This is a genomic window from Roseomonas sp. F4, assembly GCF_053891155.1.
The window spans coordinates 802485-820046 of the sequence record NZ_JBSSHK010000003.1 but is presented as its reverse complement, the minus strand read 5'-3'; the positions used below and the strand labels follow the sequence as shown (position 1 = coordinate 820046).

18 protein-coding genes and 1 riboswitch are annotated in these 17562 nt (G+C 73.3%); of the genes, 13 read left to right on the top strand and 5 right to left on the bottom strand.

The features are described from left to right. The first annotated feature begins 22 nt into the window (after positions 1 to 22). The 3 genes from ACVFYP_RS16170 to cbiB all read left to right on the top strand — a co-directional run bounded on the left by ACVFYP_RS16170 (position 23) and on the right by cbiB (position 2569). Positions 23 to 541 carry a Fur family transcriptional regulator gene (locus ACVFYP_RS16170; RefSeq protein ID WP_499201213.1) on the top strand — a complete coding sequence of 173 codons (519 nt, stop codon included), beginning with the start codon at positions 23 to 25 and terminating at the stop codon, positions 539 to 541. Positions 542 to 617: 76 nt separating this feature from the next. Next, positions 618 to 1613 carry a threonine-phosphate decarboxylase CobD gene (gene cobD / locus ACVFYP_RS16165; RefSeq protein WP_499201212.1) on the top strand — a complete coding sequence of 332 codons (996 nt, stop codon included), beginning with the start codon at positions 618 to 620 and terminating at the stop codon, positions 1611 to 1613. After that, positions 1610 to 2569: an adenosylcobinamide-phosphate synthase CbiB gene (gene cbiB / locus ACVFYP_RS16160; protein ID WP_499201211.1), complete on the top strand. Its 960-nt coding sequence runs from the start codon at positions 1610 to 1612 to the stop codon at positions 2567 to 2569. The genes cobD and cbiB overlap by 4 nt, the downstream gene beginning before the upstream one ends. Here cbiB and ACVFYP_RS16155 read toward each other — a convergent pair. The 3 genes from ACVFYP_RS16155 to cobU are packed head-to-tail and all read right to left on the bottom strand — an operon-like array spanning position 2526 to position 5132. After that, entirely contained in the window at positions 2526 to 4010 is a 1485-nt protein-coding gene (locus ACVFYP_RS16155; RefSeq protein WP_499201210.1) for a cobyric acid synthase, read from the bottom strand. The genes cbiB and ACVFYP_RS16155 overlap by 44 nt on opposite strands. Next, entirely contained in the window at positions 4010 to 4618 is a 609-nt protein-coding gene (cobO, locus tag ACVFYP_RS16150) for a cob(I)yrinic acid a,c-diamide adenosyltransferase (protein ID WP_499201209.1), read from the bottom strand. The genes ACVFYP_RS16155 and cobO overlap by 1 nt, the downstream gene beginning before the upstream one ends. Positions 4619 to 4631: 13 nt before the next feature. Next, entirely contained in the window at positions 4632 to 5132 is a 501-nt protein-coding gene (gene cobU, locus ACVFYP_RS16145) for a bifunctional adenosylcobinamide kinase/adenosylcobinamide-phosphate guanylyltransferase (RefSeq protein WP_499201208.1), read from the bottom strand. 52 nt (positions 5133 to 5184) lie between these two features. Continuing rightward, positions 5185 to 5398: riboswitch (cobalamin riboswitch) on the top strand. 107 nt (positions 5399 to 5505) lie between these two features. Between cobU and ACVFYP_RS16140 the strand changes: the two genes are divergently transcribed. From ACVFYP_RS16140 to ACVFYP_RS16110, 7 genes are read left to right on the top strand one after another with little or no spacing between them, the layout of a single operon-like run. Next, on the top strand, positions 5506 to 5883 hold the full coding sequence (locus ACVFYP_RS16140) for a DUF1636 family protein (protein ID WP_499201207.1): 378 nt from the start codon (positions 5506 to 5508) through the stop codon (positions 5881 to 5883). Next, entirely contained in the window at positions 5880 to 6920 is a 1041-nt protein-coding gene (gene cobW / locus ACVFYP_RS16135; protein WP_499201206.1) for a cobalamin biosynthesis protein CobW, read from the top strand. The genes ACVFYP_RS16140 and cobW overlap by 4 nt, the downstream gene beginning before the upstream one ends. Before the next feature lie 4 nt (positions 6921 to 6924). Next, positions 6925 to 10176 (top strand): cobaltochelatase subunit CobN, encoded by a 3252-nt coding sequence (cobN, locus tag ACVFYP_RS16130; protein WP_499201205.1) that lies wholly within the window; start codon positions 6925 to 6927, stop codon positions 10174 to 10176. After that, positions 10176 to 11309 carry a ferredoxin-like domain-containing protein gene (locus tag ACVFYP_RS16125; protein WP_499201204.1) on the top strand — a complete coding sequence of 378 codons (1134 nt, stop codon included), beginning with the start codon at positions 10176 to 10178 and terminating at the stop codon, positions 11307 to 11309. Before cobN ends, ACVFYP_RS16125 begins: the two co-directional genes overlap by 1 nt. After that, positions 11302 to 11928 (top strand): precorrin-8X methylmutase, encoded by a 627-nt coding sequence (locus ACVFYP_RS16120; RefSeq protein ID WP_499201203.1) that lies wholly within the window; start codon positions 11302 to 11304, stop codon positions 11926 to 11928. The genes ACVFYP_RS16125 and ACVFYP_RS16120 overlap by 8 nt, the downstream gene beginning before the upstream one ends. Next, on the top strand, positions 11925 to 12644 hold the full coding sequence (locus tag ACVFYP_RS16115; RefSeq protein WP_499201202.1) for a precorrin-2 C(20)-methyltransferase: 720 nt from the start codon (positions 11925 to 11927) through the stop codon (positions 12642 to 12644). Before ACVFYP_RS16120 ends, ACVFYP_RS16115 begins: the two co-directional genes overlap by 4 nt. Beyond that, the gene (locus tag ACVFYP_RS16110) at positions 12641 to 13396 is read left to right on the top strand and encodes a precorrin-3B C(17)-methyltransferase (protein ID WP_499201201.1); all 756 of its coding nucleotides are present in this window, start codon (positions 12641 to 12643) and stop codon (positions 13394 to 13396) included. Before ACVFYP_RS16115 ends, ACVFYP_RS16110 begins: the two co-directional genes overlap by 4 nt. Here the strand turns inward: ACVFYP_RS16110 and ACVFYP_RS16105 are convergent. Next, the gene (locus tag ACVFYP_RS16105) at positions 13369 to 14127 is read right to left on the bottom strand and encodes a cobalt-precorrin-6A reductase (protein WP_499201200.1); all 759 of its coding nucleotides are present in this window, start codon (positions 14125 to 14127) and stop codon (positions 13369 to 13371) included. The two genes, ACVFYP_RS16110 and ACVFYP_RS16105, sit on opposite strands and share 28 nt — an antisense overlap. Between ACVFYP_RS16105 and cbiE the strand changes: the two genes are divergently transcribed. Genes cbiE through cobM form a run of 3 tightly spaced genes read left to right on the top strand, consistent with a single transcriptional unit; the run spans position 14126 to position 16487 of the window. Then, positions 14126 to 15346 carry a precorrin-6y C5,15-methyltransferase (decarboxylating) subunit CbiE gene (gene cbiE / locus ACVFYP_RS16100; protein ID WP_499201199.1) on the top strand — a complete coding sequence of 407 codons (1221 nt, stop codon included), beginning with the start codon at positions 14126 to 14128 and terminating at the stop codon, positions 15344 to 15346. The genes ACVFYP_RS16105 and cbiE overlap by 2 nt on opposite strands. Continuing rightward, entirely contained in the window at positions 15343 to 15726 is a 384-nt protein-coding gene (locus ACVFYP_RS16095) for a cobalamin biosynthesis protein (protein ID WP_499201198.1), read from the top strand. The genes cbiE and ACVFYP_RS16095 overlap by 4 nt, the downstream gene beginning before the upstream one ends. Beyond that, a complete protein-coding gene (gene cobM, locus ACVFYP_RS16090; RefSeq protein WP_499201197.1) occupies positions 15723 to 16487 on the top strand; it encodes a precorrin-4 C(11)-methyltransferase in 765 nt (254 codons plus the stop codon). Before ACVFYP_RS16095 ends, cobM begins: the two co-directional genes overlap by 4 nt. Here the strand turns inward: cobM and ACVFYP_RS16085 are convergent. Continuing rightward, complete coding sequence (locus ACVFYP_RS16085; protein WP_499201196.1) at positions 16454 to 17554, bottom strand: cobalt-precorrin-5B (C(1))-methyltransferase; 1101 nt, start codon at positions 17552 to 17554, stop codon at positions 16454 to 16456. The genes cobM and ACVFYP_RS16085 overlap by 34 nt on opposite strands. Positions 17555 to 17562: the final 8 nt, after the last annotated feature.

The following is a 17562-nucleotide window of genomic DNA, read 5'->3' as shown; positions in this document are numbered from 1 at the left end:
GCCTATGTGATAAGATCACAATATGTGCAAGAGCGTTCCCTTCTCCCAGCTCGGCTCCGGCATGGCCGTCCGAAACGCTTTCGTGGCCGCGCCGGCCGAGGCTGTGCGGGCCGGGCTGTCGCGCAACCAGGCGCTTGTGATGCGCGTGCTGCGCACGCAGCCGGGCCGGGCGATGACCGCCTATGAGGTGCTCGAACGCCTCGCCCCGGATGGCGTCCGCGGGCCGCAGACCGTCTATCGGGCGCTCGACTCCTTGCGCGAATCCGGCCTGGTGCATCGGATCGAGAGCCTGAACGCCTTCGTGGCCAGCGTCAGCACGCAAGGCAGCTGTGGCTGCACCCCCGCCCCCTATGACGACCACGCCCATCCCTCTGCCTTCGCCGTGTGCCGCGAATGCAGCTCGGTGCGGGACCTGGAAGATGCGGCGCTCGCCGCCGTGCTGGGCGTGCTGGGCGATCGCACCGGCTTCCGGGTGGACAGCCAAGTGGTGGAGCTGGTGGGCACCTGCCCCGCTTGTGCAGAGGCGGCGACACGCATCTGATCTGTGATGTTATTCAATAACATCATCACTTGAGGCCGCTTGCCGTCGCGCGCGGACGGCGCGAGTTAGAGGCCGCATGGACCGCGCCGCCCCTCCCCTCGCCCATGGTGGCAATCTGGATGCCGCGCGCCGGCGCTTCCCGGGGGCGCCCGCGCCTTTCCTCGACCTGTCGACCGGCATCGCCCCCCGCGCCTATCCGCTGCCGCCCCTGCCGCCCGATTGCGTCACCCGCCTGCCGGAGCCCGCGGAGCTCGCCGCGCTCTGTGCCCTGACGGCGACTCGCTGGGGCGTGCCGCCGGGCGCGCGGGTGGTCGCCGCGCCGGGCACGCAGATCCTGCTGCCGATGATCGCAGCGCTGCGCCCGCCCGGCACCGCGCGCATCCTCGGCCCCACCTATGCCGAACACGCCCGCGCCGCCGCGCTGGCCGGGCATGAAACGCGGGAGGTCGCGACCCTGGCCGCGCTGGTGCCGGCCAGCCTCGCCACCGTGGTGAACCCCGACAACCCGACCGGCCGCATTCTACCGGCCGAGGCGCTGGCCGAACTCGCCAACAAGCAGCGCGCGGCAGGCGGTCTGCTGGTGGTGGACGAGGCTTTTCTAGACACCGATCCGGAGCTGCCAAGTGCCCTGGAGCTGATCCCCGGCGGCGGCGTGGTCGTGCTGCGCTCCTTCGGCAAGTTCCACGGGCTGGCCGGGCTGCGCCTCGGCTTCGCGGTGGCGCCGGAGGCCGTGGCGGCGCGGCTGGAGGCGCTGCTCGGCCCCTGGGCGGTGTCCGGACCGGCCTTGCAGGCCGGCCTCACCGCGCTGGCCGATAACGGCTGGGCCGCGGCGCAGCGGACCTGGCTGCGGCAGGCGGCCGCGCGGCTGGACGGCGTGCTGGCGGCGGGCGGGCTGCGCGTGCTGGGCGGCACGCCGCTGTTCCGCTTCGTGGAGGCCACGCCCGGCACTTTCGACCGGCTGGGCCGCGCCGGCATCCTGGTGCGCGGCTTCGCGCATTGGCCCGATCGGCTGCGCATCGGCCTGCCGGCGGATGACGCCGGACTCGCCCGGCTCGCGGCGGCGCTGGCGTGATCGGGCTGGTGCTACTCGCGCTGCTGCTGGAAGCGGCGCTTGGCTATCCGCAGCGCTTGGTGGACCGGATCGGCCATCCGGTGATCTGGATCGGGCGCCTGATCTCGATCCTGGACCATCGCTGGAACCAGGCCGCCCGCGGCTTCGCCACACGCCGCGCGGCCGGCGTGGTGGCGCTGCTGGTGCTGGTGGGCGTTTCGGGCGGTGTCGGGCTGCTTCTGCAATCGGCCCTGCTGGCACTGCCCTTTGGCCTGCTGGCCCTGGCGCTGCTGGCCAGCAGCCTGCTCGCCCAGCGCAGCCTGCACGACCATGTGGCCCGCGTGGCGACGGCCCTGGAACGGGGTGGGCTGGAGGCGGGGCGGGAGGCGGTGTCCCATATCGTCGGCCGGGACCCGCTCTCGCTGGATGAGGCCGGCGTCGCCCGCGCCGCCATCGAGAGCCTGGCCGAGAACTTTTCCGACGGCGTTGTCGCCCCCGCCTTCTGGATGGCGGTGGGCGGGCTGCCGGGGGCGGCGATCTACAAGGCGGTGAACACGGCGGACAGCATGATCGGCCATCGCACCCCGCGGCACGAGGCCTTCGGCTGGGCCTCGGCGCGCTGCGACGATGGGGTGAACCTGCCGGCCTCGCGCCTTTCGGGCCTGGCCATCATCGCGGCCGCCTCGCTGCTGCCGGGGATGGATGCGCGCGCAGCCTGGCGGGCGCTGCGGCGCGATGCGGGCCGCCATCGCTCCCCCAATGCCGGCTGGCCGGAAGCGGCCATGGCCGGCGCGTTGGGCCTCGCTCTGGCCGGGCCGCGCCAGTATGGCGGCGTGCTGGTGGAGGATGCCTTCATGGGCGACGGCCGGCGCAACGCCACCGCGGCCGATATCCGCGCCGCGCTGCGCCTCTATCGCACGGCCGATGCGCTGCTCATCGGCCTGCTGGTGGCGCTGTTCCTCGCGCTGCCAGGCTGAGCAGCGCGTCCAGGTCCAGATACGCTTCCAGATGCGCCGCCAGCGCATCCAGCGCCGCCTCCACCTGCGCCTCATGATCCAGCCGTGGCGCGCCGGCGGCGAAGCGCGCGAGCCAGGCGGCGCGCTGTGCCGTGGCGCCGAACAGGCCGTGGATATAGGTGCCTGTCACGCGCCCATCCGGCGAGACCGCGCCCTCCGCGCCGCCTTCCGCCAGGGTGGCAAAGGGCCGGGCGCAAGCGGGACCTTCGGTGCGGCCCATATGCATCTCGTAGCCAGAGAGCGCCGCGCCGTCGTGGCTCTGGCCGTGCACCGGCACCAGGCGTTTGTTGCCGGCCAAAATGGTATCCACCTCCAGCAACCCCAGGCCCGGCGCGCTGCCCGGCGGGCCTTCCACGCCCTCGGGATCGGCAAGGCTGCGCCCGAGCATCTGGTAGCCGCCACAGAGCCCAAGCACATGCCCACCCCGCCGCAGATGGGCCGCGATATCCACATCTAACCCCGCCGCCCGCAGCACGCGCAGATCGGCAAGCGTGGATTTGGAGCCGGGCAGAATCACCAGCTGCGCGTCGCCCGGCAGCGCTTGGCCTGGCCGCACGCGGATCACCTCCACCTCTGGCTCCGCCACCAGCGGATCGAGGTCGTCGAAATTGGCGATGGAGGGCAGGATGGGCACGGCGATGCGCAGCTTCGCGCCGGGCTTGCGGGCCAGCGGATGGTCCAGCGCCAGAGCATCCTCGGCGGGAAGCTTGGAGGCATCGGGCAAATGCGGCACCAGCCCGAGCGCCGCCCAGCCGGTGCGCGCCGCAATCAGCGCCATGCCGTCCGCGAACAACGAAGGGTCGCCCCGAAAACGGTTGACGATGAAGCCGCCGATCATCGCGGCATCCTCGGCGTCGAGCACCGCATGCGTCCCCACAATGCTAGCGATGACGCCACCCCGGTCGATATCGCCGATCAACACCACCGGCACGCCGGCGGCGCGTGCGAAACCCATATTGGCAATGTCGTTGGCGCGAAGATTGACCTCCGCCGCGCTGCCCGCGCCCTCCACCAGCACGATATCCGCCTCGGCCCGCATCCGCCCAAAACTGTCCAGCACGGCGGCCATGAAGCCGGGCTTCAGGCGTTGGTATTCCGCAGCCCGCGCCTGTCCCACCACGCGCCCCTGGACGATGATCTGCGCGCCCACCAGGCTCTGCGGCTTCAGCAGCACCGGGTTCATATGCACCGAGGGCTGGACGCAGGCCGCGCGCGCCTGCAAGGCCTGGGCGCGCCCGATCTCCCCGCCATCGGCCGTCACGGCGGCGTTGTTGCTCATGTTCTGCGGCTTGAAGGGTCGCACCCTCAGCCCGCGCCGCGTGAAGGCGCGCGCCAGCCCGGCGACGATCAGCGACTTGCCGACATCGGAGCCGGTGCCCTGGAACATCAACGCCAGAGCCATCAGAATTCGATGCCCTTCTGCGCCTTAACGCCTGCGGCAAAGTGGTGCTTCTGGGCGCCCATCTCGGTGACGAGATCGGCGGCCTCGATCAGCGCCGGCTTCGCGTTGCGCCCGGTGACCACCACATGCAGCAGCGGGCGGCGCGCGGCGAGGTCGGCCAACACCCCATCCAGCGGCAGATAGTCGTAGCGCAGCGCGATGTTCAGCTCGTCCAGCAGCAGCAGGTCGATGGCGGGGTCCGCCAGCATGTCGCGCGCCATCTCCCAGGCCCGCGCCGCCGCCGCCACGTCGCGAGCGCGGTCCTGGGTTTCCCAGGTGAAGCCTTCCCCCATCGTGTGCCAGCGCACCCGGTCGCCGAATTGCGTCAGCGCGGCGCGTTCCCCGGTCTCCCAGGCGCCCTTGATGAACTGCACCACGCCGACGCGCCCGCCCGTGCCCAGCATGCGCAGCGCCAGACCGAAGGCGGCGGTGGACTTGCCCTTGCCCGGCCCGGTGTGGACGATCAGCAGGCCCTTCTGGGTGATGGTCTTGGAGGCGACTTCCGCATCCTGCACCGCCTTGCGGGCTTCCATCTTGGCACGGTGGCGCGCGGCTTCGTCGTCGCTCATTGCCCGCGCTCCTTCATTTCAGCCGCAGCGGAAGACCCGCCACCACCAGTTCCACATGATCCGCCAGCGCCGCCATGCGCTGATTCAGCACGCCCTGCGCATCCCGGAAACGCCGGCCGAGCGAGGTGGCGGGCACGATGCCCGAGCCCACCTCGTTCGAAACCAGCACCACCGGGCCGGTGCGGGCCAGCAAAGCCGACTCCAAGGCGGATTGCGCGGCCGCCAGATCGGCCTCGGCCAGCATCAGGTTGGACAGCCACAGCGTCAGGCAATCCACCAGCACCGGCGGGCGGGCGCGGGCGAGCGCCGCCGGCAGGTCGCGCGGTGCGTCCAGCGTGTCCCAACCCTCCGCACGACGGGCGCGGTGTTCGGCGATTCGCGCTTCCATCTCGGCATCAAAAGCCTCGGCGGTGGCGATGTAAGTCCAGGGCGGGGGCAGCGCTGTCACCAGCGTCTCCGCGCGCCGGCTCTTGCCGGACCGCGCGCCCCCCAGGATCAAGGTCAGGGTTTTCACCCCCCCAGCATGCCCGATGCGGCTGCGATTGACACGGCCCGCCCCGCGACGCTTGATGCGCGGGTTCGAAGGTTCCCCCGGAAGGGGGATGAAAAGGGAATTCGGAAGGGGCCTCCCCGCCCCAGGCCGAAGCTGCCCCCGCAACTGTGAACGGTGAGCAGGCATCAATTGTCACTGGGCCCCGGAGTCACGCGACTCCAGCCCGGGAAGACGATGCCCAGCGGCGATCCGTGAGCCAGGAGACCTGCCCTCGAACACAGGACGCGCCGGGCGGGGTGCCTCGGAGCATGGCCATTTTGGCAGGGGCGCGCCGGCTGGCGCGCGCCGCACGCACCCCTTTTGCCCGCGCGCCGCGCCGGGCAGGAGGTTTTGTGTGTCGCCCGACGTCGTGATCTTCGTCTGCACCACCTGCAAGCGGGAGGGTGACGCCGCCGATGCGCCGCGCGCCGGCGCCGCCCTGGCCGAGGCCGCCACCTCCACCCCCGGTCTCTTCCGCGTCCAGCCCGTCAAATGCCTGTCGAGCTGCAAGCGCGGCCCCGCCGCCGCCATCGTCCGCCCAGGCGGCTGGAGCTACGTCTTCGGCCAGCTCGACATCGAGAGCGCGCCGGAGGCCCTGCAAAAGGGCGCCGCCCTGCTCGGCGGCTCGGCGGATGGGCTGATGCCCTGGCAGGGGCGGCCCGATCTGCTGAAGCGCAACATGATCGCCCGCATCCCCCCCTTCGACTTTTCGCCCGCGGAGCCCGCCCCATGAGCACCAGTTTGCAGAAGGTGCCCTGCACCATCGTCACCGGCTTTCTCGGCGCCGGAAAAACCACGCTGATCCGGCATCTGCTGGAAAATCCGGGCGGCAGGCGCCTGGCCGTCATCGTCAACGAATTTGGCGATATCGGCATGGATGCCGAGATCCTGCGCGGCTGCGGCATCGCCGCCTGCGCCGAGGCGGATATCGTGGAACTCGCCAATGGCTGCATCTGCTGCACCGTGGCCGATGACTTCGTGCCGACGCTCGACAAGCTGCTGGCGCGGGAGCCGCGCCCCGATCACATCCTGATCGAGACCTCGGGCCTCGCTCTGCCCAAGCCGCTGGTGCAGGCCTTCCTCTGGCCCGCCATCAAGGGCCGCGTCACGGTGGATGGCGTGATCGCGGTGGTGGATGGCGCGGCACTGGCGGAGGGCCGCGTCGCGCATGACGAGGCGGCGCTCGCCGCCCAGCGCGCGGCCGATCCGGCGCTCGACCATGACGACCCGGTCGAGGAGGTGTTCGAAGACCAGGTGGCCTGCGCCGACCTGATCGTGCTGACCAAGGCGGACCTGCTGGACGCCGATGCGCTGGCCCGCGCCCGCGCCGCGCTGGCCGCCGCCCTGCCGCGCGCCATCGGTGTGCTGGAGGCGCGGGAAGGTCGCATTGCGCCGGCGCTGCTGCTGGGCCTCGGCCTCGCCACCGAATCGGACATCGAGGCCCGCCGAACGCATCACGACAATGAGGAGGACCACGATCACGAGGATTTCGATTCCGTGGTCCTGCCGCTGCCAGAGGTGACGGACGCCACAGCACTCGCCCGCCGTGTCGCCGCCGCCTGCGCCGTGCCGGGGGTGCTGCGTGCCAAGGGGTTCGGCGCGGTGCAGGGCAAGCCGATGCGGCTGCTGGTGCAGGCGGTGGGCCAGCGCGTCGGCCATCACTTCGACCGCCCTTGGGCGCCGGGCGAGGCGCGGACGGGGCATCTGGTGGTGCTTGGCCTGCATGGCTTCGACGCGGCCGCCGTCGCCGACGCTTTGGCCGCCGTCTGAATCCATGCACCTGCTGAACACCACCACCGCGACGCTGGATGAGCAGACGGAGCCCGTTGACCTCCGCCAGCCACCCGCGCCGATGGCGGTGCTCAGTTTTACCGACAGTGACCTCGCGGGCCTCGCGGCGGCCTGGGAGGTGGAGCGGGATGTGCTGCCCGCCCTGCGCCTGGTGCCGTTGCGGGAACTGCGCCACCCGATGTCGGTGGACCTCTGGCTGGACCGCACGGCGGTGGGCGCGCGCATCATCGTGCTGCGGCTGCTGGGCGGGCTGGATTGGTGGCGCTACGGCGCCGAGCAACTTTCGGCATTTTGCCGCGAACGCGGCATCGCCCTGGCTGTGCTGCCGGGCGAGGACCGGGCGGACCCGCGCCTGCCTGCGCTGTCCACCCTGCCGCCGGAGGATTGCGCGGCGCTGCTGGCCGGCTTTCGCGCGGGCGGCGTGGCGCATCTCGGCGGCGTGCTGCGGCGCATGGCGCGGTACGCGGGCACCACGCTCGAGCTGACCGAGGCCGAGACCCTGCCGCTGGCAGGTTTCCGAGCCGCCCCACCCGTGCAGGACGAATCACGGCCGGTGGTGCCGATCATCTTCTACCGCTCCATGCAGCTGGCGGAGGATGCGGCGCCGGTGACCGCGCTGGCGGAAGCGCTGGCCGCCCAGGGCGCGGTGCCCGTGCCGATCTTCGTCGCCAGCCTGAAGGAGCCCGGCGCGGTCGCCTTCCTTCGCGCCGAACTGCCCCGGCTGAACCCCGCTTTGATCATCGCCTGCACCGCCTTCGCCGAGGGGCAGGACCAGCCCGTGCTGGCGGCCTGTGGCGTGCCGGTGATCCAGGCCGTCATCGCCACCACTTCCCGCACCGCCTGGGTCGGCGGGGCGCGCGGCCTGGGGGCGGCGGACCTCGCCATGCATGTGGTGCTGCCGGAGCTGGATGGCCGCGTGCTGGGCGGCGCCATCGGCTTCAAGGATCAGGCACCGAGCGATGCCGCGCTGGGCTTCACCCGCCAGGTGAACCGCGCCGAGCCTGACCGCGTGGCGCAACTGGCCGCGCGGGTGATGGCGCTGCTGCGCCTGCGCACCACGCCGCCCGCCGAACGGCGGCTGGCCATCCTGTTGCCCGACTACCCCGGCGCGGGCGGCCGCACCGGCTATGCCGTGGGGCTCGACGTGCCGGCCAGCGTGCTGGCGCTGCTCGAGGATCTGTGTGCCGCCGGCTACAGCCTGGGCGAGGCGCCGCCCACGCCGCGCGCCCTGCTGGATGCGCTGGCCACGCCCGCCGCAAGCTGGCCCGTGGCTGACTACGCGGCACTGGGCGGCGCCGAGGACGACGCCTGGGGCGCGCCGGATCAGGACCCGGACGTCGCCGAGGGCGCCTTCCGCTTCCGTACCGTGCCTTGCGGCAACATCCTGCTGGCCGTGGCGCCGGATCGTGGCCGCGCCAGCGATCGCCGCGCCACCTATCACGATCCCGCCTTGCCACCGCGCCATGCGCTGCGCGCCTTCGGCCTCTGGCTGCGTCACGCACAAAACGTGCATGCGCTGGTCCATATGGGCGCGCATGGCACGCTGGAATGGCTGCCCGGCAAGGCCGTGGCGCTGACCGCCGATTGCTTCCCCGAGCGTATCCTCGGCGCGTTGCCCGTGGTCTATCCCTTCCTGGTCAGCAACCCCGGCGAGGCGGCGCAGGCCAAGCGGCGCATCGCCGCGGTCACGCTCGGCCACCTGCCGCCGCCGCTGACCACGCCCGGCCTGGCGCCGGAGCTGCACGACCTCGACCGCCTGCTCGACGAATTCGCCGCCGCGGACGGCATGGACCGCCGCCGTCGCGAGCGTCTGGCGCAGCTCATCCAGCAGGCCGCCGAGTCCGTGCCCAGCCTGCCTGCCCTCCCCGCCGACCCCGATGACCGGCTGCGCGCACTGGATGCCTGGATCTGCGATGTGAAGGAGCTGGCCATCCAGGACGGCCAGCACATCTATGGCCGCGCCGCGCCCGGGGCGACGCCGGAACGCGCCGCCTGCGCCGAAGCGGAACGCGCCGGGCTGCTGGCGGCGCTGGATGCGCGGCACGTCCCGCCCGGCCCCTCCGGCGCGCCCGCCCGTGGCCGTCGCGACGTGATGCCCACCGGCCGCAACCTTACCGCCACCGACCCGCGCGGCCTGCCCACCCCCACCGCCATGGAGCTCGGCCGCCTGGCGGCGGCGGAGGCGCTGCGGCTTTATGCGCAGGAGCAGGGCGAGGCGCCGCGCCGCCTGGTGCTGGACCTCTGGGGCAGCGCCACGCTGCGCACCGGCGGGGAGGAGATCGCCCAAGGCCTAGCGTTGCTTGGCTGCGTGCCGATCTGGGACCGGGCGACGGGCCGCGTTACCGGGGTGGAGGTGCAACCGCCGGCGGTGCTGGGGCGGCCGCGCGTCGATGTCACCTGGCGCATCTCCGGCCTGTTCCGCGACCTGTTCCCGGCACAGATCGCCCTGCTGGATGCCGCCGTGCGCGCCGTGGCAGCGCGCGACGAGACGGCGGAGGAAAATCCGCTGGCCGAGGCCCGGCTGGCCGGCCATTCCCTGGCCCGCATCTTTGGCGCGCCCCCCGGGGCCTATGGCGCGGGGCTGGAGGATGCGCTGGCCACCGGCAGTTGGACGGCGCGGGAGGAGCTGGGCCGCGCCTATCTCGCCGGCGCCTCCCACCGCTATGGCGGGGCCGGCGGCGAGGCGACGCCCGATGCGGGCTTTGGCGCGCGGGTCGCCACGGCCGATGCGCTGCTGCATCCCGGCGACGATCCGGGGCGGGACCTGCTGCAAGGCGGCGCCGATGTCGCGCATCTCGGCGGCTTTGCGGCGGCGGCGGCGGCGCTGGGGGGGGCGCCCCGTTTAATTACCCTGGACACCACCGACCCCGCCCGCCCACGCGCCCGGACGCTGGAGGATGCGTTGCGCCGGCTGGTGCTGGGCCGCGCGGTCGATCCGCGCTTCCTCGCCGGCCAGATGCGGCACGGCCCGCGCGGGGCCTCCGAACTGGCGGAGACGGTGGACCGGCTGGTGGCTTTTGCGGAAACCACCCACGCGGTGGACAGCGCGCTACTCGACCGCGTCCACGCCGCCTATGTGCGGGACGCGGCGGTGCGCGACTTCCTGCGGCGCGAAAATCCGGCCGCCGCGCGGGCCATCGCGCTGCGCCTGGGGGCAGCGCTGCGGCGCGGGCTGTGGCACCCGCGCGGCAATGCGATCCCCGCCGAGCTGGCGCTGCTGATGGAGCCCGGCTGATGCGGCGCGGCGCCTGCCCGAGCCTCGCGGCCCCGATGCAGACCGGTGACGGGCTGCTCGCCCGGCTGCCACCCGCCACCATGCCGCCCGCCGCCTGGGTGGCGCTGGCGCAGGCGGCGCGGCGTGCCGGCAATGGGCTGCTCGACATCACCGCGCGCGGCAGCGTGCAGATTCGCGGGCTCCGCGCCGAAACGCTGGACCTCGCGGAAAGCCTGGTGCCACCGGACTGGCCGCGCGGCGCGCTGGTGATGACCTCGCCGCTGGCGGGCGACGCCGTGGAGGAGGTGGCGGATCCACGCCGCCTCGCCGAAGGCATCGGCGCCGCCGCGCCCGCCGGCCTGCCGCCCAAGGCGACGGTGCTGGTCGATGGCGGTGGCGCGCTGCATCTGGCCGGCGAAACCGCGGATCTGCGGCTGGTGGCGCGGCCGCAGGGCTGGCTGCTGGGCTGCGGCGAGGAATGGCTTGGCCTGGGCGATGCCGAAGCCGTCCTGGCCGCGACCCTGCTTCTGCTGGACGCCATGGCGCGGGATGGCACGCGCGCGCCTTCGGCCGAGTCCCGCGCCGCCGCCGCGCGGATGCTGGCCCCGGCCCCTGCCCCGCCTGCGGCCCCGGCGCCGGAGGCCATCGGCGTGCACAGGCTCCGCACAGGCGTTGCACTCGGCGTCGGCCTGCCCTTCGGCCGGCTGGAGGCCGCGGCGCTGATCGCCTTCGCGGAGGCCAGCGGCGCGCGGGCGCTGCGCGGCGCGCCGGGCCGCGTGTTGCTGGCGCTTGGCGTGCCGGACCCGGCGGGGTTGCGCCGCCAGGCGGACGCGCTCGGCCTGATCACGCAGCCGGACGATCCGCGCCGCCGCGTTGCCGCCTGCACTGGCGCGCCCGGTTGCGCTTCCGCGCTGCTAGATACGCGCGCGATGGCCGCCGCGCTGGCGCCGCTGGTGCCACCGGGCGCCCTATTGCATGTCTCGGGCTGCGCCAAGGGCTGTGCTCATCCGCGCCCCGCCACCCGCACCCTGGTCGGCACGCCGCGAGGGCTGGGCTTGATCCGGCACGGACGGGCGGGCGACACGGTGGCCCATCACCTCCACCCCCAGGAAGCGCGCGCCCTGTTGGCGCGGGAGTTTGCCGCCGATGCATGACTATATCCGCGACGGAGCGGCGATCTATGAGCGCTCCTTCGCCATCATCCGCGCCGAGGCGGACCTCGCGCGCTTCTCGGCGGAGGAGGAGGATGTGGCGGTGCGGATGATCCATGCCTGCGGGCTGGTGGAGGCCGCCGCCCATTTCGCCTTCGCGCCCGGCTTCGTCGCCGCCGGCCGTGCCGCGCTCTGGGCCGGCGCGCCCATCTTCTGCGATGCCGAGATGGTGGCGCGCGGCGTCACCCGCGCCCGCCTGCCCGCCGACAATGCGGTGATCTGCACGCTGCGCGACCCGCGCGTGCCGGAGATGGCGGCGGCGATGGGCAATACGCGCTCCGTCGCCGCGATGTCCCTGTGGGGCGCGAATCTGGCTGGCGCGGTGGTCGTCATCGGCAATGCGCCGACCGCGCTGTTCCATTTGCTGGACATGCTGGCAGCGGGCGCCCCGCGCCCGGCCGCGATCATCGGCATGCCGGTGGGTTTTGTTGGCGCCGCCGAATCGAAGGAGGCGCTGATGGCTGCGCCGCTCGACATTCCCTGGGCCGTGGTGCGCGGCCGGATGGGCGGCAGCGCCATGGCAGCGGCCGCGCTCAATGCGCTGGCGAGGCCCGGACTGTGACAGGACGGCTCTACGGGCTGGGCCTCGGTCCCGGCGATCCGGAGCTGATGACGTTGAAGGCGGCCCGGCTGCTCGATGCCGTGTCGGTGGTCGCGTATTTCGCCAAGCAGGGCAGCGCCAGCCATGCGCGCGCCATCATCGCGGATCGGCTGCGGCCGGGGGTGGTGGAACTGCGGCTGCTCTACCCCGTCACCACCGAAATCCCCCGTAGCGACCCGGCCTATCGCGCCGCGCTGGATGCCTTCCACGACGAGGCCGCCGCCACCATCGCCGGCCACCTGGAAGCCGGCCGCGACGTGGCAGTGGCGAGCGAGGGGGATGCGCTGTTCTACGGCTCCTACATGCATCTGCATCTGCGCCTGGCGCATCGCTACCCGACCGAGGTGGTGCCCGGCATCAGCGCCATGTCCGGCGCCTGGGCGCTGGCCGGCCTGCCCATCGCGCAGGGCGATGATGTGCTGACCGTGCTGCAAGGCACGCTGGACGAGGCCTCGCTGGCCACACGGCTGGCGGGCACGGAGGCCGCGGTCATCATGAAGCTCGGCCGCAACCTGCCCAGGGTGCGCGCCGCGCTGGCGCGTGCGGGACGGCTGGACCAGGCGCTCTATGCGGAGCATGTCGGCACCCCGGTGCAGCGCGTGCTGCGGCTGGCCGAGCGCGATGCGTCGCCCGCGCCCTATTTCTCGCTGATCCTCGTGCCGGGCTGGGCGCAATGACAGGGCGCCTGGATGTGGTGGGCATCGGCCCGGGTGGTGCGGCGCTGATCACCCCCGCCGCGACCGCAGCGCTGGCGGCGGCGGAGGCGCTGTATGGCTACGGCCCCTATCTCGCGCGCGTGCCCGAACGCGCGGGCCAGCAGCGCCACCCCACCGACAACCGCGAGGAGATGGACCGCGCCGCGGCCGCGCTGGAGGCCGCCGCCGCTGGGGCGCGCGTCGCCATGGTGACGGGCGGTGATCCCGGTGTCTTCGCCATGGCCGCCGCGGTCTGCGAGGCCATTGAGCACGGCCGGCCGGAATGGCGCGCGGTGGAGCTCGAAGTGCATCCCGGCATCACCGCCATGCTAGCCCTGGCCGCAAAGGCCGGCGCGCCGCTCGGGCATGATTTCTGCGCCATCTCGCTGTCGGACAATCTGAAGCCCTGGCCGGTGGTGGAGCAGCGGCTGGCGGCGGCGGCGGGCGCCGGCTTCGCCATCGCGCTGTACAATCCCATCAGCCGGGCGCGGCCCTGGCAGCTGGGCGCGGCCTTCGCCTGCCTGGAACGGCACCTGCCGCCGGAGGTGCCGGTGATCTTCGGCCATGCCGTGGCGCGCGCGGCGGAGCAGGTGGTGATCGTGCCGCTGGCGGAGGCCGCCGCGCAGCCCGCCAGCATGGCGAGCTGCATCATCATCGGCACGCTGCACACCCGCATCGTGCCCCGGCCCGGCCTGGCGCCGCTGGCCTATACCGCGCGGCGGCTCAGCGCATGATCGAGCCAGTCGAGCGCCGCTTCCACCGTCGTGACCTGCTGCGCCTCCGGCAGGGCCGGGCGTTCCAGCAGGAACACCGGCAGGCGGCGGGCGCGGGCGGCGACCAGCTTGGCGAAGCTCGCGACCCCGCCGCTGTTCTTGCAGACAATGGCTTCGATGCCGTGCGCGTCCAGCAGGGCTTCCTCATCGGCCAGGGTGAAGGGGCCGCGGGCGGTCAGGCAGGTCACCTCCGGCATGGGCGGCGGCGGCGTGATGGGGTCCACGCTGCGGATCAGGTAGCGGTGCTGTGGCGCCGCGGCAAAACCCGCCACCTCCTGCCGGCCGAGCGCCAGGAAGACGCGGCGCGGCGCCGACCCCAGCGCCGCGCAGGCCGCCGCGACATCGGCCACCGAGCGCCAGTCATCCCCAGGCTCGGCCAGCCAGGCCGGGCGGTGCAGCACCAGCAGGGGCACCCCGGCCCGGCACGCGGCCAACGCGGCATTGGCGGAGATGCGTGCGGCATAGGGATGCGTCGCATCCAGCAGCGCTGTGACGCGATGCTCGCGCAAAAACGCCTCCAGCCCCTCCGCCCCGCCAAAACCGCCGCTGCGCACGGGCACCGGCATGGCCACCGGGTTCAAGGTTCGGCCGGCGAGCGACAGCGTGACGGTGAGATCGGCGCGCTCTGCCAGCCGCAAGGCCAGCGCGCGTGCCTCGGTCGTGCCTCCCAGCAGCAAAAGGTGTGGTCGCATGGATGAGGCTTCGCGCGCCGCGCCCTGGTTGTCCATCATCGGGCTGGGCGAGGACGGCCTGGCCGGGCTGGGCGAGGCCGCGCGCGAAGCATTGGCCGGCGCAGGCACTGTGTTTGGCGGCGCGCGACATCTGCGGCTGGCGGCCGGCGGCATCACCGGCGCGGCGCAGCCCTGGCCGTCCCCCTTCAGCGTGGCGCCGGTGCTGGCGCTGCGCGGGCAGGCGGTGGCGGTGCTCGCCTCCGGCGATCCGATGTGGCACGGCGTCGGCGCCACCCTGCTGCGGGCGCTTCCGGCCGATGAGGCGCGGGGCTTCCCGCAGGCCTCCGCCGCCAGCCTCGCCGCCGCCCGGATGGGCTGGCCGCTGGCGGAGGTGACGGTGCTGTCCCTGCATGCCCGAGATCCGGCGCTGCTGCGCCCGCATCTGCATCCGGGCGCGCGGCTGATCCTGCTGACCAGCGACGCCGCCCAGCCCGCCGCCATCGCCGCCCTGCTGGCCACACAGGGTTTTGGCGGCAGCCGGATGACGGTGCTGGAGGCGCTGGGCGGGCCGGATGAACGCCTGCGCCACGCCACGGCGGAGGGTTTCGCACTCGACGGCCTCCATCCGCTGAACACGCTGGCCATCGAGATCCTGGCCGGGCCGGATGCGCGCTGGCTGCCGCGCGCGCCCGGCCTGCCGGACGATCTGTTCCAGCATGACGGGCAACTGACCAAGCGGGAGGTGCGCGCCATCACCCTCTCCGCGCTGCGGCCCTTCCCCGGCGGGCTGCTCTGGGATGTGGGGGCGGGGGCAGGCTCCATCGGCATCGAATGGATGCTGGCGCATCCCGCCTGCCGCGCCATCGGCATCGAGGCGCGGCCGGATCGCGCGGCGCGCGCCCAGGCCAATGCGGCCGCCCTCGGCGTGCCCGGCCTGCGCCTGGTTGTGGGCGAGGCGCCCGCCGCGCTGGCCGGGTTGCCGCCGCCGGATGCGGTGTTCCTGGGCGGCGGCGCGAATGATCCGGGTGTCTTCGACGCTGCGCTGGCGGCGCTGAAGCCGGGCGGCGTCTTCGTCGCCAATGCGGTGACGCTGGAGACCGAGGCGCTGCTGCTGGCCCGCCACGCCATGCTGGGCGGCGAGCTGCTGCGCATCGGCCTTTCCCGCGCGGTCGCCGTGGGCGGGATGACGGGCTGGCGCCCGGCCATGCCGGTCACCCAATGGGTCTGGCACCAGCCATGATGGTCGCAGGTCTAGGCTGCCGACGTGGCGCGCTGGCCGAGGATGTGACGGCGGCCGTCGCCCTGGCGCTAAGAACGGCCGGGCGTCGGCCGGCGGAACTGGCACGGCTGGCCACCAGCGCCACCAAGGCGGAGGAACCAGGCCTTCGCGCGGCGGCGACGGCGCTGGGCCTGTCGCTCGACGCCGTGGCGCAGCCGGCCCTGCTGGCGGCCGCGCCCGGCTGCCTCAGCCATTCCGCGCGGGTCCTGGCCGAGACGGGCCTGCCTTCACTGGCCGAGGCAGCGGCGCTGGCCTCCGCCGGGCCGGGCGCGCGGCTGCTGGGGCCGCGCGTCTCCGTGGCCCGCGCCGTCACCTGCGCCCTGGCGGAGACCACCCCATGACCGTGCATTTCATCGGCGCCGGGCCAGGGGCGGCGGATCTGCTGACGCTGCGCGGGCGGGACATTCTGGCAAGCTGCCCGGTCTGCCTGTTCGCCGGCTCCATCATCCCGCGCGAGATGCTGGCCCATTGCCCGCCCGGCGCGCGGCTGGTGGATACGGCACCATTGAGCCTGGATAAGATCGAGGCCGAATGCGTCGCCGCCCACGAAGCCGGGCAGGATGTGGCGCGGCTGCATTCCGGCGATCTTTCCATCTATTCCGCCATCGCCGAGCAGAAACGCCGGCTGGAGGCGCGCGGCATCCCCGTGACCCTGACCCCCGGCGTGCCCGCCTTCGCCGCCGCCGCCGCCGTGCTGGGGCGGGAGCTGACGGTGCCGGCGCTGGCGCAATCGGTGGTGCTGACCCGCATGCCGGGCCGCGCCTCCCCCATGCCGCCCGGCGAGACACTTTCGGCATTTGCCGCCACGGGCGCCACGCTCGCCATACACCTGGCCGTGCCGCAACTCGCGCGGATCGTGGCGGAGCTGACGCCCTTCTACGGCGCGGACTGCCCCGCCGCCGTGGTGGTGCGCGCGAGCTGGCCGGATGAGCAGCTGTTTCGTGGCACGCTGGCCGATATCGCGCCGGTCGTGGCCGCGGCGGGGGTGGAGCGCACGGCGCTGATCCTGGTCGGCCCGGCTCTGGCGCCAGAGGGGTTTCGCGAAAGCGCGCTGTACGCGCCCGACTATCAGCGGCGCTTTCGCGGGAGGGAGGGGCTGTGAGGCAGCGGCGCGAAATCCGCACGGCCCACCATCCGGCCGGTGCGATCGAAGACGACGACCTCCAATGCGCTGGGCGCGGGGGCGAGCGCTTCCGCAGCCACTGCCCAGGCACGCGCCGCGATGGCATCACCCAGCGGGTGGCCATCAGCCTCGGCGATGGCGAAGGCTTCGGCGACGGTATTGGCGGCGGCAATGCGTGCGGCCAACGCCACATCCGGCAGCAGGGCGCCCAGTGCAGCCAGGTCGGCCTCGCCGCGCTTCGAATGCAGGTCGAGCCGGCCCTGGGCCAGCTTGGTCATCTTGGCCACGCCGCCGGCGATGGTCACGCGCGGCACCGGATGGCGCCGCAGGTATTTCAGCAACCCGCCGACGAAATCGCCCATCTCGATCAGCGCCAGATCGGGCAGCCCGTGCAGCGCCTGCACCGCGGCCTCGGAGGCGGAGCCGGTGCTGCCGGCCACATGGCCGATGCCCATGGCGCGGGCCACATCGACGCCGCGATGGATGGAATCGATCCAGGCGGCGCAGGAATAGGGGATGACGATGCCGGTGGTACCCAGCACGGAGAGCCCGCCGACAATCCCCAGCCGGCCGTTCAGTGTGCGCTCCGCCAACCGCTCGCCATCGGCTATGGCGATCTCCACCTCGACATCCGGATCGGGTGCGATTTCGGCCAGCGCCGCGCGGATCATGGCGCGCGGGCCGGGATTGATGGCGGGCTCGCCGGGCGGGATCGGCAGGCCGGGGCGCGTCACCATGCCCACCCCCGGCCCGGCCCGGAACACCACCCCCGCGCCCGGCGGCAGCGGCCGCAGCGTCACCAGGATCAGCGCGCCATGCGTCACATCGGGATCGTCCCCGGCATCCTTCACCACGGCCGCCAGCGCGCCACCCGCCACGAATTCGGCCTGTGCCAAAGCGAAGGCCGGGGTTTCGCCGCCGGGCAGGCGGATGGTCACCGGATCGGGGAAGGCGCCATGAAGCAGCGCAGCATAGGCGGCCTTGGCCGCCGCCGTGGCACAGGCGCCGGTGGTCCAGCCGCGCCGCAAGGCCTTGCCCTCATCCATGCGCTTCC

Coding starts and splice junctions, on each gene's coding strand:
- ACVFYP_RS16085 (WP_499201196.1), bottom strand. CDS start 17,554: ATGGATGAGGGCAAGGCCTTGCGGCGCGGCTGGACCACCGGCGCCTGT.
- ACVFYP_RS16105 (WP_499201200.1), bottom strand. CDS start 14,127: ATGCGACCACACCTTTTGCTGCTGGGAGGCACGACCGAGGCACGCGCG.
- cobN (WP_499201205.1), top strand. CDS start 6,925: ATGCACCTGCTGAACACCACCACCGCGACGCTGGATGAGCAGACGGAG.
- cobW (WP_499201206.1), top strand. CDS start 5,880: ATGAGCACCAGTTTGCAGAAGGTGCCCTGCACCATCGTCACCGGCTTT.
- ACVFYP_RS16095 (WP_499201198.1), top strand. CDS start 15,343: ATGATGGTCGCAGGTCTAGGCTGCCGACGTGGCGCGCTGGCCGAGGAT.
- ACVFYP_RS16120 (WP_499201203.1), top strand. CDS start 11,302: ATGCATGACTATATCCGCGACGGAGCGGCGATCTATGAGCGCTCCTTC.
- ACVFYP_RS16125 (WP_499201204.1), top strand. CDS start 10,176: ATGCGGCGCGGCGCCTGCCCGAGCCTCGCGGCCCCGATGCAGACCGGT.
- cobM (WP_499201197.1), top strand. CDS start 15,723: ATGACCGTGCATTTCATCGGCGCCGGGCCAGGGGCGGCGGATCTGCTG.
- ACVFYP_RS16170 (WP_499201213.1), top strand. CDS start 23: ATGTGCAAGAGCGTTCCCTTCTCCCAGCTCGGCTCCGGCATGGCCGTC.
- cobO (WP_499201209.1), bottom strand. CDS start 4,618: ATGAGCGACGACGAAGCCGCGCGCCACCGTGCCAAGATGGAAGCCCGC.
- ACVFYP_RS16110 (WP_499201201.1), top strand. CDS start 12,641: ATGACAGGGCGCCTGGATGTGGTGGGCATCGGCCCGGGTGGTGCGGCG.
- cbiE (WP_499201199.1), top strand. CDS start 14,126: ATGGATGAGGCTTCGCGCGCCGCGCCCTGGTTGTCCATCATCGGGCTG.
- ACVFYP_RS16155 (WP_499201210.1), bottom strand. CDS start 4,010: ATGGCTCTGGCGTTGATGTTCCAGGGCACCGGCTCCGATGTCGGCAAG.
- cobD (WP_499201212.1), top strand. CDS start 618: ATGGACCGCGCCGCCCCTCCCCTCGCCCATGGTGGCAATCTGGATGCC.